This is a genomic window from Sedimentibacter sp. MB31-C6, from assembly GCF_035934735.1.
In the GTDB taxonomy this organism is placed as follows: domain Bacteria; phylum Bacillota; class Clostridia; order Tissierellales; family Sedimentibacteraceae; genus Sedimentibacter.
Genome location: NZ_CP142396.1, coordinates 2473856 through 2489493 on the forward strand (window position 1 = coordinate 2473856; position 15638 = coordinate 2489493).

15 protein-coding genes are annotated in these 15638 nt (G+C 30.2%); 12 read left to right on the top strand and 3 right to left on the bottom strand.

What is annotated here, in order from left to right:
- Nucleotides 1–2: 2 nt before the first annotated feature.
- Entirely contained in the window at nt 3–1205 is a 1203-nt protein-coding gene (locus U8307_RS11640; protein ID WP_326908073.1) for a DNA polymerase IV, read from the bottom strand.
- Nucleotides 1206–1509: 304 nt separating this feature from the next.
- Here U8307_RS11640 and U8307_RS11645 point away from each other — a divergent pair, with 304 nt between their 5' ends.
- The 8 genes from U8307_RS11645 (at nt 1510) to U8307_RS11680 (ending at nt 10702) form a co-directional block, all read left to right on the top strand.
- On the top strand, nt 1510–3378 hold the full coding sequence (locus tag U8307_RS11645) for a sigma 54-interacting transcriptional regulator (protein ID WP_326908075.1): 1869 nt from the start codon (nt 1510–1512) through the stop codon (nt 3376–3378).
- A gap of 199 nt (nt 3379–3577) precedes the next feature.
- Complete coding sequence (locus U8307_RS11650) at nt 3578–4615, top strand: threonine aldolase family protein (protein ID WP_326908078.1); 1038 nt, start codon at nt 3578–3580, stop codon at nt 4613–4615.
- A 112-nt stretch (nt 4616–4727) separates the two neighbouring features.
- Nucleotides 4728–5957, top strand: a complete 1230-nt coding sequence (locus U8307_RS11655) for a dicarboxylate/amino acid:cation symporter (protein WP_326908080.1) — start codon at nt 4728–4730, stop codon at nt 5955–5957.
- Nucleotides 5958–6156: 199 nt separating this feature from the next.
- Nucleotides 6157–6636, top strand: coding sequence for a permease (locus tag U8307_RS11660; RefSeq protein ID WP_326908081.1), 480 nt, complete (start codon nt 6157–6159; stop codon nt 6634–6636).
- Between the two features lie 8 nt (nt 6637–6644).
- Complete coding sequence (locus tag U8307_RS11665) at nt 6645–7181, top strand: permease (RefSeq protein WP_326911598.1); 537 nt, start codon at nt 6645–6647, stop codon at nt 7179–7181.
- 376 nt (nt 7182–7557) lie between these two features.
- Nucleotides 7558–8319 (top strand): 3-hydroxybutyrate dehydrogenase, encoded by a 762-nt coding sequence (locus tag U8307_RS11670; protein WP_326908083.1) that lies wholly within the window; start codon nt 7558–7560, stop codon nt 8317–8319.
- Nucleotides 8320–8381: 62 nt separating this feature from the next.
- On the top strand, nt 8382–9668 hold the full coding sequence (locus U8307_RS11675) for a GntP family permease (RefSeq protein WP_326908084.1): 1287 nt from the start codon (nt 8382–8384) through the stop codon (nt 9666–9668).
- 89 nt (nt 9669–9757) lie between these two features.
- Nucleotides 9758–10702, top strand: a complete 945-nt coding sequence (locus U8307_RS11680; RefSeq protein ID WP_326908086.1) for a 3-hydroxyacyl-CoA dehydrogenase family protein — start codon at nt 9758–9760, stop codon at nt 10700–10702.
- 144 nt (nt 10703–10846) lie between these two features.
- Here U8307_RS11680 and U8307_RS11685 read toward each other — a convergent pair whose 3' ends face one another.
- Together U8307_RS11685 and U8307_RS11690 are read right to left on the bottom strand one after the other, a co-directional pair.
- Complete coding sequence (locus tag U8307_RS11685) at nt 10847–11047, bottom strand: cold-shock protein (protein ID WP_326908087.1); 201 nt, start codon at nt 11045–11047, stop codon at nt 10847–10849.
- Nucleotides 11048–11311: 264 nt separating this feature from the next.
- Entirely contained in the window at nt 11312–11896 is a 585-nt protein-coding gene (locus U8307_RS11690; RefSeq protein WP_326908088.1) for an ECF transporter S component, read from the bottom strand.
- A 282-nt stretch (nt 11897–12178) separates the two neighbouring features.
- Here U8307_RS11690 and U8307_RS11695 point away from each other — a divergent pair, with 282 nt between their 5' ends.
- The 4 genes from U8307_RS11695 (at nt 12179) to U8307_RS11710 (ending at nt 15529) form a co-directional block, all read left to right on the top strand.
- Nucleotides 12179–12637 carry a MarR family winged helix-turn-helix transcriptional regulator gene (locus U8307_RS11695; RefSeq protein ID WP_326908090.1) on the top strand — a complete coding sequence of 153 codons (459 nt, stop codon included), beginning with the start codon at nt 12179–12181 and terminating at the stop codon, nt 12635–12637.
- Complete coding sequence (locus U8307_RS11700) at nt 12615–13481, top strand: DUF6544 family protein (RefSeq protein WP_326908092.1); 867 nt, start codon at nt 12615–12617, stop codon at nt 13479–13481. Before U8307_RS11695 ends, U8307_RS11700 begins: the two co-directional genes overlap by 23 nt.
- 99 nt (nt 13482–13580) lie before the next feature.
- Nucleotides 13581–13880, top strand: coding sequence for a hypothetical protein (locus U8307_RS11705; RefSeq protein ID WP_326908094.1), 300 nt, complete (start codon nt 13581–13583; stop codon nt 13878–13880).
- Nucleotides 13881–14131: 251 nt separating this feature from the next.
- The gene (locus tag U8307_RS11710) at nt 14132–15529 is read left to right on the top strand and encodes a YfcC family protein (RefSeq protein ID WP_326908095.1); all 1398 of its coding nucleotides are present in this window, start codon (nt 14132–14134) and stop codon (nt 15527–15529) included.
- Nucleotides 15530–15638: the final 109 nt, after the last annotated feature.

Genomic DNA, 15638 nt, shown 5'->3' on the forward strand with positions numbered 1-15638 from the left:
ATTTACTCTTTGTCTTCTTTTTTAATTAGTACTCCAGGTTTAATTATTGAAGAACCATACTTTTTACGTATATTATGAATTGTATTTTCTAAGTTATCAATTTTATCTATAGTACTTTTTTCATCATTACTTATTTCAGGTAGCTTAAATATAGATATTTGGTCAGCATTATCATTGTAAAATCCGCTTAAACTTATTCCAAGTAGTCGTATTGGCTCATTATTCCAGTTGTTTTGAAGGAGCTTTACACCAGTAGAATAAATTTCTTTAACTAAGCAGGTTGATGGTATAGTCATTTGTCGGGTCATACTTTTAAAGTTAGCATATTTAATACTAATTTGAATTGTATGACCTTTCTTTTTATATTTTCTTGCAGTCATACCAACTTCATCTGAAAGTTTCATTAAAACAACCTTTGCATATTCTATGTCTGTAATATCTTGAGGTAATGTAACAGATCTACCGATTGATTTCATATCACTTTCAGTATAAGGTGTTAAGGGTGAATTATCTATACCATTTGCAAGTGAAAAAAGTTCAGCTCCTATTTTTCCAAATTTTTTTTGCAGGTGTATTTTGTCAAATATAGCTAAGTCCCCAATTGTTATAATTCCCATATTTTGAAGTTTTTGTGATGTTTGTTTTCCAACACCATACATATATTGAACTGGTAGTGGCCACATCTTTTGATTAATATCCTTATTCCATAGTTCTGTTATACCTAATGGTTTTTTCATTTCTGAAGCCATTTTTGATAAAAATTTATTTTCTGATATACCAATAGAGCACCATAGGCCTAGTTCTTTTTTTATTTGTTCCATTATTTTTGTTGCAGACTCTAAAGGCTTGCCAAAGATTCCTTCGCAACCTGTCATGTCTAGCCAAGCTTCATCTATGCTGTTCTGTTCAATTACCGGCGTATATGAAGATAAAATGTTCATAACTTCTTTGGACTTTTGTTCATAGAAATGGTGATCAGGTGGAACAACAATTAAGTTTGGACATAGTTTTAATGCTTTTCGAAGAACCATAGTCGTCTTAATACCATATTTTCTTGCTTCATAATTTGCTGTCAATATAATACCTGAACGATTTTTGGGATCGCCTGCAACGGCTGCTGGTTTACCAATAATTTCGGGATATCGAGTACTTTCGCAGCTTATAAAAAAAGCATTCATATCAACTAGGAAGATTACTCTTTCCATTTTTCACACCTACCTATTATTGAATAAGTTTATTTTAACATAAGTATAGCCTTTTTTCATTCTATATTCAAGGTTTCTAATTTAATTTTGAAAACTTCCCATTTGAAATATTAATAATATGATATATAATAATTGTATAGATAACATATTTTACACTGTAGGGGACGCATTGCATGCGTCCCGCTGTATGATGTATACACTACATGCAACCTATGACAAAAGAAGGGCTTGTCATAGGTTGGTATAATATAAAAATAAGAAAATTTAATAAAATATAAATTGAAAATAATAGGGGGAGTGAGTTATGCCACACATTTATTATGCTGCATATAATGAAGATCTTATATCACTTACTAATGAAGTGTTTAAAGATTTAGGTAAAGATGTTGGAGTTTTAGTCTATGATCCTCAAAATCCTCAAAGTTTAATTGAAACTGGTGTTAAAGTAGTGTTAGCACGTGGAGGTACTGCGAATAGGATTAGGAACACACTAGATATTCCAGTCGTTGAGATACCTATTCCATTTGATGATATGATAAAGATTCTGTTAGAAGCTAGTAAAATGGGAAAAAACATTGGAGTGGTAGGATATAATAATTTATTAAGTGGATTAGAATTACTAAATCCATTACTTAACATTAATATAAAGCAAGTATTTGCTAATAATCCTGAAGAAATGATAAGTAAAATGATTCAGCTAAAAGAAGAGGGCATAGAAGTAATAGTTGGTGGTACGTTTCAAACCAATGTAGCTAAAAAACTAAATATAAAAAATGTCCGAATTGATTTTAGTCCGAAGGCGCTAGAATATGCATATAATGAAGCTGAATCTATACTTGAAATGATACTTTTAAACAATAGAAAGAATGAAGAATTAAAAGCTATATTAGATACTACTAAGGAAGGTTATATAGCTATTGATAAAAAAGGAGTTATTACATTAATAAATCAAACTTCGTTAAATTTAATTTCGAATGGCGTAACTCCGCTTATAGGAGCTCCTTTAATAGAAGTTTTTCCTGAGCTGGAGGGTCTTTTAGACATAGTTAAGACAGGTAAGGAATCTTTGCAAGACATTATTCGTATAGGTAGAACTGATGTTCTGTGTAATATGATTCCATTAAAACATGGTTGCAATGAAGTTATAGGTGCAATTGCAACATTTAATGATGTAAATACGATAACTAAAGGTGAGAGAAAGATAAGAAATAAAATATTAAATAAAGGGTTTTATGCAACTTATAAATTTAAAGATATTAAATGTGCAAGTAAATCAATTGAGAAGTGCATTTCTAATGCTAAAAAATTCGCTACTAATGATTCAACAGTATTAATACTAGGCGAAACAGGAGTTGGAAAAGAATTATTTGCTCAAAGTATACATAATGATAGTTCTAGAAAACAAGGACCTTTTGTAGCGATTAATTGTGCATCCCTTCCTGAAAATATTCTCGAAAGTGAATTGTTTGGTTATGAAGAAGGCGCCTTTACTGGTGCTAAGAAAAATGGTAAGGAAGGTTTATTTGAATTAGCTCATAATGGTACTATATTTTTAGATGAAATAAGTGAAATGCCTTTAAGTTTACAGGCTAGGTTTTTGAGAGTTTTACAGGAAAGGAAGGTTATGAGATTAGGAAGTGATCAGATTATTCCTATTAACGTTAGAGTTATTTCTGCAACAAATAAAGATATTAAAAAACTTGTTTCTGATAAAAAGTTTAGAGATGATTTATTCTACAGATTGAATGTTTTGACTTTGAATATTCCACCACTAAGAGATAGAAAAGATGACATAAATGAACTGATAAATGATTTTTGCAAAGTTTATGCTAAAAATAGAAATATTAATATTCAAAAAGATGCTTTTGATGTTTTAAAAGATTACAAATGGCCGGGTAATGTAAGACAATTGAAAAATTTCATTGAAAAATTAAGCATTATAAGTAATTTTGATGTAATTAATGCAAAAATCGTAAAAGATATGATAAGAAACAATGAACCTGAGTTTGAAACAACTGATTATAATAAAAAAGTTATTAAGATACCTATAACGAAGGAAGAAGTTTATGAAGCCTTAAGGTTATCCAATGGAAGTAAAATAGAAGCTGCTAATTTACTTGGAGTTCACAGAAGTACACTTTGGAGACTAATGAAAAAATATAATTTATATTAGTATATACATGTTGCGTAAACGTCTCTTGTGTTTCAAACGAAACATAAGATACGTTTATTTTAAATTGGAAGAATGAATCTATACTTATGAAAAATCTTTTATATAAGTTGATTTTAATAGAAAATGCATCTTATAAAAATAATATGTTTCTTGGCACCATAATTGCAAATATTATATATAACAAGAAGGGAGGAATCAAATGATTGACTTAAGAAGTGATACATTAACTATACCAGACGATGAAATGTTAAAAACTATTTTAACTGCCAAGTTTGGTGATGATGGAAGAATTAATGAAGATGGAAGGGGTGAGGATTTAACTGTTAATGAACTTGAGGATTTGGCCGCATTGTTAACAGAAAAAGATGAAGGTGTACTTTTTTCTTCAGGCACTTTAGCGAATACTACTGCTATATTAACTTATTGTAATCCAGGAGATAAAGTACTAGTAGATGAAATATTACACATTTACAAAAGTGAAAAAGTAGTTTTTGAAAAAAGTGTTGGACAGTTGATGCCAGTTTTTTACAGGTTAAATGAGAAATATAAACCTGATATGCTACATTTGAGGCAGCTTATGAAAAAAAACGACATTAAACTATTATGTATTGAAAATACTCACAATTTCTCTGGTGGTGTATGCTTAGATGTTAAGGATTTAAAAGAAATTTATAATTTGGCTAAAGAATTCAATATTCATGTTCATATGGATGGAGCCAGATTGTTTAATGCTACAACCAGTCTTGATGTTGAGGCTAAAGATTTATGTAAATATGTTGATTCTATAATGTTTTGTATTTCAAAAGGTCTTGGGGCTCCATTAGGATCTCTTCTATGTGGAAATAAAGATTTTATAAAAAAAGCTAGACAGAAGAGAAGGCTTTTAGGTGGAAACATGAGACAAGCAGGGGTGATTGCTGCTCCAGGATTATATGCTTTAAATCATAATGTTGAAAAGTTAAAAATAGACAATGAAAATGCTAAATATGTTTCAGATAATATAAGAAATTTAAAGAAAACAAAAGTTCAAGATATGGTACAAAGTAATATTGTTATGTTAGATATAAGTAAGACAGGATTATCTACTGAAGAGTATTGCGATAAAGCTAAAAAATATGGTTTATGGATAAGACCAGTATTGGATAATAAAGTTCGTATGGTGTTTTATAATGGAATTAATCGGGAAGATGCTGATGAAGTTATAAGTATTATTAGGAAGATAGATAATTCTTTATAATTATAATTAGGAAAAAAGAAGTTAATCATCTATATAGGTGGTGAGTTTCGATTAAGTGTTACATGTAGTGGGGATATCCCATTGAAAAAATATATAGAAAGGTAGTGATTTTGTGAAGATTTTTGGCAAAAAGATTGGCTTAACTTCTCAAGTTTTTTTAGCAATGATATTAGGTGCAATATTTGGACTCGTTATCGGAGAACCAATGACTAAAGTTGGGTTTATCGGTACAATATGGCTAAATATGATTAAAATGATAGTAATTCCTATGGTCATAGTAACAATAGTTACAGGAATTATTTCGCAAAAGGATGTTAAATCTTTAGGACGTATTAGTGTCAGAATAATGTCTTATTATATTATAACTACATTAATTGCTGCTGCTATAGGTATAATAGTTGCAACAATAGTTAAGCCTGGTAATATTGCTAGCTTTACTGGTTTAGCTTCAAAGGAAATTGGAACTGGTACTGATGTAACTATAGGGGACTTTTTTACAAGTATGTTTTCTTCTAATATGTTTAATACATTTTCAGAAGGTAATATATTACAAACACTTATAATTGCAATATTGATAGGTGTTGCTATATTAAGAATGAAAACAGAAAGTTTGAAAACTACAATAATAAATGGATTCAATGCGTTAAGCGAAATGGTATTTTCTCTAATAGGTATGATTATGATAGTTTCTCCTATAGGTGTGTTTTTTCTTATGGCAGATTCTTTTGCTACATATGGAGCAGGTATATTTACTAGTATGGCAACATTGGCAGGTACTTATTATCTAGCTTGTATTATGCAGATATTATTAGTTTATGGTGGTGTATTATGGTTTAAAGCTGGCATAAATCCGATTAAATTTATTAAAGATAGTGCAGAATTATGGGTTTATACGATATCTACCTGTAGTAGTGTAGCTTCCATTCCAGTTAATATAAAAGTTGCAAAAGAAAAATTTGGTGTTCCTGAAAGTATTTCTGGATTTACAGTTCCCTTAGGCTCTCAGATGAACTACGATGGAAGTGTTTTACTATATGGAGTTGTAATTGTATTTATAAGTCAGGTAGTTGGTGTTCCTTTAAGTGTTGGTATTATGCTTAAGATTATTCTATTATCTGCTATTTTTTCAACTGGTGGTGGAGGAATACCTGGAAGCGGTATTGTTAAATTGCTGGTTATGGTTGAAGCGTTTGGACTGCCAACAGAGATTGTAGGAATCATTGCTGCTTTCTACAGATTGTTCGATATGGGTACAACTACAAATAATTGCTTAGGAGACTTAGCAGGAACAATCTTTGTTTCAAAACTAGAAGAAAAATCAGCTAAGAAGGCTACTAATTAATGGATTTTAAATAGGATAGTTAATAGTTATATTGTAAAAAATGAAAACGCATAGATACACTGCGTTTTCATTTTTTATTGAAATTTCATTGTGTATGTATCATATGTTACGTGATTTCAAAAAAATATGTGTTATTATATTTGAAAAAGGAATGTATATGATGTAAAATCGTAAGTATAACAATTAGGAGGATTAATTTATGTCTACAACTATTGCGTTATATGTTATTTCTATTTCAGCACTAGTTATTTCATTTATTAAAAGTAAAGAAAAAACAAAACTAGCATTGAAAAAAGCATGGAAATCATTTGAAAATATATTGCCACAGTTTCTTTCAATATTAGTTATTATAGGGATTATGTTAGCTATATTGACTCCTGAACAAATTTCTCATTTGATAGGAAATGAATCTGGTTGGATAGGTGTCTTGATTTCTTCTGTTATAGGTTCAATAACGCTTATTCCTGGATTTGTAGCATTTCCTTTGGCAGCTGCATTGTTGAAGAGTGGAGCAGGGTATATGCAAATTGCAGCGTTCATTTCAACGCTTATGATGGTAGGAATAGTTACTATACCAGTGGAGACTAAGTTCTTTGGTAAGAAAGCTACTATTATAAGAAACATTGAAGCATTTGTATTTTCTTTATTAGTAGCATTTTTAATGGGGGTATTCATGTAATGGATAAAATTAAGAAAACTATAAAACGGTACAAAATTTTCATTTTACTTGCAGTTATTAATATTTTAGTACTTATATTTATTCCTGAATTAGGCAAAAAATCGCTGCAAATAACTATGAGTAACGCTCTTGAAATGCTCTCGATTTTACCACCGATTTTTATATTACTTGGACTTTTAGATGTATGGGTTAAAAGAGAGACGATGGTTAAATACATGGGGGAGAGTTCTGGGTTAGTCGGTATTTTACTTGCTTTTTTATTAGGTTCTGCAGCTGCAGGACCATTGTACGCTGCATTTCCAGTAGCAGTTGTACTTCTAAAAAAAGGTAGCAAACTTTCAAATGTTTTAATTATGATTGGTGCATGGTCAACAACTAAGATACCTTTACTATTATTTGAAGCATCATCTATGGGAATAAAATTTATGGTATTGAGGTTAGTTCTTGATTTATTTGGAATTGCAGTTATTGCTTATTCAACAGAAAAGTTGTTATCAAAAGAAGATAAAAAAGAAATATATGCTAATGCATCTTTGATGAAATAACATTTGTATTTTGTTAGATAATATTAAGTTATAAAATAAAAAATCGGGAATTTTCCCGATTTTTTATTTGCGCTGTAGCTATTCTAGTTACGTTAGTTTTTTAGAAAATTTGTGGAATTTTAATTAGATATTTTATTTTTAAAAATAGTGTAGAAGTATGAAGTATCTACGCTATTATTATTTTATTAAAGATATTTTATATACAATTGGCACCTTGATTGCGTTAAATTAATATGAATAATTTCGATGAATTATTCATATTACATAAGAAGACTAGTTATGAAAGAAGTTGCAAGATAATAAGGAGGATGCAAATGAACAAGGTAATTATTTAAGGTTAATGGAATCACAATAAAAAAATAAGTGGAGGATTAAAATGTTAGAAAATAAAGTATGTATTGTAACAGGAGCAGCAAGTGGTATAGGTTTAGCAATAGCAGAAACTTTTATAAACAATAGAGCAAAAGTAGTAATGGCTGATATTAATGAAGTAAAATTAAAAGAAGAAGCTAAAGGAATTGGTGCAATATATTTCGTGACTGATTTAAGTAAGCAGGAATATTGTAAAAATTTAGTTGATTATACAGTAGAAAAATATTCAAAGGTTGATATTTTAGTAAATGTTGCTGGAATTCAAACTGTGTGTCCAATTGAAGATTTCCCTGAAGATAAATGGAAATTCATGATGGATTTAATGTTAACGGCTCCCTTCTTATTAACAAAATATGTTTGGCCATATATGAAGGAACAAGGTTGGGGAAGAATAATTAACATGGGCTCAATCCACGGTTTGATAGCTTCTGAATATAAAGTGGCTTATATTTCAGCAAAACACGGTCTTGGCGGCTTAACTAAATCATCAGCAGTAGAAGGCGGAAAATATGGTATTACTTGCAATATGATTTGTCCATCATATGTTAGAACTCCATTGGTTGATAAACAAATTGCAGATCAGGCTAAAACTCACGGAATACCTGAAGACAAAGTTGTTTCAGACATTATGCTTACAAAAGCATTTGTTAAGAAATTATTAGAACCTAAGGATATTGGAGATGTTGCTAAATTCTTATGTTCTGAAACAGGAGATTGTATTACCGGTTCAATGTTTACAATTGACTGTGGTTGGACTGCATCTTAAGGTTATAAGGGAGTGTATCATATCTGCACTCCTAATATAAAAATAATAAATGGGGGTATTATATGTTTGGTATTATATTAGGATTAGTATTATTAATGTTTTTAGCTTACAAAGGGTATTCTATTTTATGGGTTGCACCAGTATGTGCTTTAGTTGTTGGTTTAACAGGAGGACTTGATTTACTTGATATGTACAAAGAAACTTATATGACTGGTCTTGCAGGATATGTAAAATCTTGGTTTCCGGTATTTATGTTTGGTGCAATATTTGGACATTTGATGGATTACACAGGTGCAGCAAAATCTATAGCACACTGGTTAACAAAAACATTAGGACCTAAAAGAGCAATAATGGGTGTTGTAGTTGGTTGCGGAGTATTGACATATGGAGGAATAAGTTTGTTCGTTGTTGTATTTGCTATGTATCCTTTAGGACTTGAATTATTTAGAGAAGCAAACATTACAAGAAAATTACTTCCAGGCGCAATAGCTCTAGGCTCATTTACATTTACTATGACCGCCATTCCTGGAACACCACAAATTCAAAATATTATTCCTACTAATTATTATGGAACTACTCCTACAGCAGCACCAATAATGGGTATTGTTGCTGCTGCATTAATGTTTGTATTAGGTCTTTTATGGCTTCAGTATAGAGAAAGAAAATTCACAGCTGCTGGGGATGTATTTACTGAACCTAAGAGCAAGGAAATTGTAGATGTTGATTACAGTAGTTTACCAAATCCATTTTTATCATTTTTACCTTTAATAACTGTTATAGTAACAATGAACTTCTTTGGTTGGGATATAATTCTTGCGTTGTTAAGCGGTGTTATTCTTTCAATGCTGATAAGTTTTAATAAATATAGGGGATTTACTAAATCAATAAGCAATGGTGCAATTGGTTCAATAACAGCAATTCTTAATACAGCAGCTGCCGTTGGTTTTGGCACGGTAGTTAAAGCAGTTCCTGGGTTTGCGACACTTACAGGAGTTCTTTTGAATGTTCCAGGCACTCCTCTAATATCTGAAGCACTAGCAGTTAACTTGCTTGCAGGTGCTACGGGGTCAGCATCAGGTGGTATGAGTATTGCTCTTGAAGCGTTAGGAGAAAAATACTTGGCTATCGCAGTTGAAACAGGAATTAGTCCTGAAGCATTTCACAGGGTTGCATCTTTAGCATCAGGCGGACTTGATACTTTGCCTCACAATGGAGCTGTTCTAACATTATTAGCGGTAACAGGAATGACTCACAAGGATGCTTATATTGATATTTGTATGACTTCGCTTATACTTCCTTTTATTTCTGCTATACCAGCTATATTATTAGGAAGTTTAGGTGTTTACTAAAATCAATCAATATATTAAAATAAAGATGTAGTCGAGCTACATCTTTATTCTTTATAATATTTTGTTATTTTAATCAATAGGAGGGAAAAATGAAATTAGAGGACATTAAGAAAATCGGGGTTGCCGGAGGCGGTACAATGGGTTCTGGGATAGCACAAATATTTGCTCAAAATGGTTATGAAGTTATTGTAACTGACATTGCGGAAAAGTTTTTGGAAAACACAAAAAGAATAATATTATTAAACCAAAAAACTTTGATTAAAGAAGGTTTGTTAACAGAAGAGCAAGCAAAAGAATCGTTAAAAAACATTTCATTTTCAACAGATAAAAGTGTTTTTAAGGATGCTGACTTAATTGTCGAAGCAATTGTTGAAAAAATGGACATTAAACAAGATTACTGGAAAGAAGTTGAAGGAATAGCTCCAGAATACTGCATATTTGCTACAAATACTTCAGGATTAAGCATCAATGGAATATGTTCAAAGTTAAACAACAAAAAAAGATTTATAGGAATGCATTGGTGGAATCCTCCTCATATAATTCCATTAATCGAGCTTATAAAAAATGACGAAACTTCTGATGAGACGGTTCAGGTTTTAAAAGAATTAGTTGATAAAATAGGTAAAGAATCAGTTGTTGTTTTAAAAGATGTCAATGGATTCATTGGAAATAGAATTCAATTTGCAGTTTACAGAGAAGCTTTAAAAATAGTTGAAGATGGCGTTGCAACAGTAGAAGATGTAGATAAGGCTATGAAATATGGCCCAGGATTTAGATATCCTGTGCTTGGCCCTTTTGAAACAGCTGACTTAGGAGGACTTGATACATTCTATTATATTTCGTCTTATCTTTTTAATGAATTAAGTGATGTTAAACAACCTACAAAACTCCAGCAAGAGTTTATGGACAATAATAATCTTGGTGTAAAAACCAGCAAAGGTTGGTATGATTACTCTGACGGCAAGGGAGAGGAAGCCATGGCAAGAAGAGACAAAAATTTCTTTAAAATGTTAAAGAATATTCACAATAAATAAATATGTCTCGCGGTATGCATACAATGCATACCCTACATGTAAAGTAAAATATTCTAGTTAGAGATATTAAGTTATAAAATAAAAAAATCGGGAATATTCCCGATTTTTTATTTACGCTGTAGCTATATTAATTAATATAATTAATTATATTCTAGTTACGTTAGTTGCTTGGTCGCCTTTTGCACCTTGAGTTATATCAAAGTTAACTTCTTGACCTTCTTCTAATGATTTAAATCCATCTCCTTGAATAGATGAAAAATGTACAAATACATCATTTCCATCATCTCTAGTAATAAATCCAAATCCTTTTTCTGCGTTAAACCATTTAACTGTACCTTTATTCATGAGGTACCTCCTAATTATTATTCATATTCCATTGTAAAATGAAAATTCACATATTTTTACAAATTATATACATTTATATACATATAATTTCTAAAAATATGTGAAATCAATAAATACATCTGTAATACTTGATTAATATAACATACATATTTAGTTTAGTCAATACATATTTTTTAAATTTACCTTTTTTCAAAATTATAATTTATAATGAAAAAAGTTATCCATAACAAAGTAAAAATGCTTTGTTATGGATAACTTGTATTTTTATTTATTAACCTTATCGTAAATATTAACAACAGCCGAAGTTCCTATTCCTGCTACAGTACTTTCTATTATTGCACTTGTTGTAATCAGGAAAATAGCAAATGCAGTAAAGGTTGTCCCAATTCCAAAATCAGTGCTAATATTTACTATTTCATCACTGTATACAATGTAAAGCATTAAAATTACTAGACCCGTGTTTGTCAAGGCTCCTGATATTCCTGCAATAATCAAATTGATAGATTTTGATTTAATTATTTTTCTAAGAAAAATATAAACATAATAAGGTACTATACCAATAAAAATTCTCGGCAGAATTGCAACTAATGGATTTAAAAATAGATAATCTAAAGGTGATGCTGGAGCAAGCAAAGCACGAAACAAAGTAGCAGTTCCTGATAATGCCCCCATTAAAGCTCCTAATTTTGGTCCATATATAATACTTGTTATTATTGTTGGTAAAAAAATCAAAAGAGCCATAGATGCAGATGTTGTCGGAATTGCCGTCAAGGCAACGAAAACAATAGTGAGTGACAGCATAACTCCTAAAAAAGTGAGTTTGCGTGTTTTGAAACTTGTATTATTCATTTTTATCCTCCTGTTCTCGTTCTATAAATAGATACAAGACAAATTTTAAAATATTATAACACAATTTTTTAATAATAAAAAATTATTTAAAAAATTTTACATAAATTTTACTTTGCGCAATCTTTCTTTAGTTCGTCTAGTAACCTGACTTCTATAAAGGCCTAGATAAGGGTGGATTTTTATTTTATTATAGTTTTTTAAAAAAAATATCAAAAAAGTATTGACAAGGCTCCATTAATTTCCTATACTGTAATACGTAACTGGTTACGTATGGAGGAAATCATGAATGATAAAGAAAAAAAGTATATTTTTGCTTCGCTTTTTGTAATAGCTAATAGATTGCAAGTATTGGGAGATAAACTTGATCCTAATTTAACTGTAAAACAATGGCTTTTAATAGCTTGTATTTCAAAGTGTGGTACTGCTCCAACTATAAGTGAAGTTGCCAACACTATAGGAAACTCTAGGCAAAATGTTAAAAAAATGGCAGTTATACTTAAAAGAGAAGGCTTTTTAGATTTAAAAAAAGATTCTAAAGATGCAAGAATTTTAAGGATTTGTCTTACAGATAAATGTCAAAAATATTTTAAGAAACGGGAAGGTACAGATGCTGAATTTATAGAACAATTATTTGAAGGTTTCGATACAAACTTAATTATAGAAGTTTATAAAGGCATTGCTAAGTTAGACAAAAATATTGAGGAAATGGAGAAAAAGTATGGAGAAGAACAAAGGAGTTAAGAAAATTATGTCAAGTATTTTATTAGTTATATTTATATTAATAGCAATAATTATTATATTTTTTAAAATGCCTTATTCAAAAACTAAATCAGAATTTAATAATGTAATAAATAGTGAAATATCAAAAATTGACAAAACAACAAATGTTTTTACTGAAGAAGATATAAAGGATTTACCTTTACCTGTTCAGAAGTATTTTAGATACTGTGGATATTTAGGTACACCCAAAATGTCCTATATGAAAGCAACATTTAACAATGTGGATTTTAAGATGTCTGCTGAAAAAACTATAAAAATTGATTATATTCAGTATAATTTTGTAGATAAACCTAACCGATTTGCTTTTATTGATTCTTCAATTTATGGAATACCTTTTGAAGGGTTTGATTCTTATAATAATGGTATTGGAAGTATGAAGGGTACTATTGCTAAAATAATTCCATTATTCGATCAGAGAGGTGAAACGATGGATAGCGCTTGTTTAGTAACTTTTTTAGCAGAGTGTCTATTTGTTCCGAATTCAGCTCTACAAGATTATATAAAATGGGAAACAATAGATAATACCCATGCAAAAGCAACTATAACTTATGACGGGGCATCAGCAAGTGGCGTTTTTACTTTTGACGAAAATGGAGCAATGATGTCTTTTGTAACAAGCGATAGAGTGGCTACTGATATGGATGGTTCAACCAGAGAAGCGGAATGGTCAGCAATTATTAATGAATACCATAAAGTTAATGGATTTTTACAGCCAAAGGTTGTACAGTCAATTTGGCATTATCCAGAAGGAGACAGTATTTATTTTAATGAAAATAAATCTAGTTTATCTATTGAACTGAATTAAAAGGTTCTAGCAAGTCATAATATAACTATTATCTACAATTGTTCATAATTACATATAATATACATATAATCTATTAATATATACAAAGGGGAAGATTTTATGTTTAATGAATTTATGGACATTCAAATTTTATCTACTTTTGCAGGACTTACTGGTTCGGTTATGATAATAGTACAGTTTACTAAATCTTTAGTTAAGAATAAATTTGAAGATTATATTGTTAGACTTTATAGTTTTGTGATAGCACTAATTCTTACCTTTGTTTTTGCTAGTAAGGGGTATCGAATAGAAGATATTATTGTAACAATAATAAACGCAATTATGATAACTATGACTAGTATGGGAGGATATGAATTGATAACCGACCCTAAAGCAAGAAAAACATGTAATAAGAAATAATGTTCATTATTATCAAAAGAACAGAAAATTTAAGTTTTCTGTTCTTTTTTTATGCAGTAAATGCATCGAATGAATAAATATACTTAAATTTAGCAATCTCAATATTTGGATATAAAGAAAAGACACATATTATGAAAAAAATGTATTGACATAATGTTTTGTCGAATGTATAATACACAATAAAATATGTATAAATAATAATTTTGCATATTTAGAATTATAATTATAATATTTTAGGAGGAAGAGGATTTATGGAAAAAACAAAGAAGAAAATTAAAATCCCACATACTTATGTAATTTTATTTTCATTAATTATTTTAACTGCTATATTTACTTATGTTATACCAGCAGGTCAATATGAAAGAGTTGAACTTGGAGAAAGAACTGTTGTAGATCCAGATTCATTTTCATATGTTGATTCTAATCCTGCAAAATTATTTGATGTTTTTAAAGCTGTTCCAAAAGGATTAGGAGCTTCTCAAAGTATAGTATTCTTTATTTTTATTGTAGGAGGTTCTTTTAACATTATAACTCAAACAGGGGCTATTGAAGCAGCTATTACTAAAATAGCATTTAAACTTAAAGGTAAAGAGAAATTGCTTATTCCTATAATTGTGATAGTATTTTCAGTAGGGGGAGGTACCATCGGAATGGCAGAAGAAGCAGTAGTTTTCGTACCGATAGGTATTGCCCTTGCAAGAGCATTAGGATATGATGCTATAGTAGGTATGGCAATGGTATCTCTAGGAGCTGCTGCTGGATTTACATCTGGCTTTATGAATCCTTTTACAGTCGGCGTTGCTCAAGGTATTGCAGAATTACCTCCATTTTCTGGTATAGTTTTAAGAATTGTTATTTGGGTTTTCTCTGTAATGCTTGTAACATTTTATATTTTTAAATATGGTGGCAAAGTAAAATCAGATCCTACTAAAAGTTTAGTTTATGAGTTAGAACTACAAGAAAAGCATAAAGCCTTAGATTTAGAAAATGTTAAAGAAATGACTAGAAAACACGTAGGTGTAATGTTGGTATTTTTAGCTGGCATAATTTTATTGGTTTATGGAGTATTTACATATGGGTGGTATATGACTGAAATTGCTGCTTTATTTTTAGCTATGGGAATTATTGCTGGGTTAGTAGGGGGAATGGATGTAGATGAAATTGCAAAACAATTTATTGCCGGGGCAAAGGAATTAACAACTGGGGCATTGGTCGTAGGTGTAGCTAGAGGAATGCTTGTTATTATGGAAAGCGGACTCATTCTTGATACTATAGTTCATGCATTAGCTGGAATAATAACTTCTTTACCAAAAGCAATAAGCGCAGTTGCAATGTTTGTAGTACAATCAGTAATTAACTTTTTCATACCATCTGGTTCTGGACAGGCAGCCACTACTATGCCAATTATGACTCCACTTGCAGATGTTATTGGTGTAACAAGGCAAACTGGAGTTTTAGCTTATCATCTAGGTGATGGTATATCTAATTCGGTTATACCTACATCCGCAACTCTTTTAGCTAATTTATCTATTGCTAAAATTAAGTATGAAGACTGGGTAAAGTTTGTTTGGAAACTTATGGTTTTATGGTCAGTAATAGCTGCAGCATTCATGATAATTGCAACATTGATTAATTATGGTCCATACTAAGAAGTGTATTTAAGTTTAGCAGTTTAATTATAAATAATAAAATAGCAGTTAACTTATTTTGCTAGATGTGATATCATAATTAATAATGCAAGGTGAATTGGAGGATAAT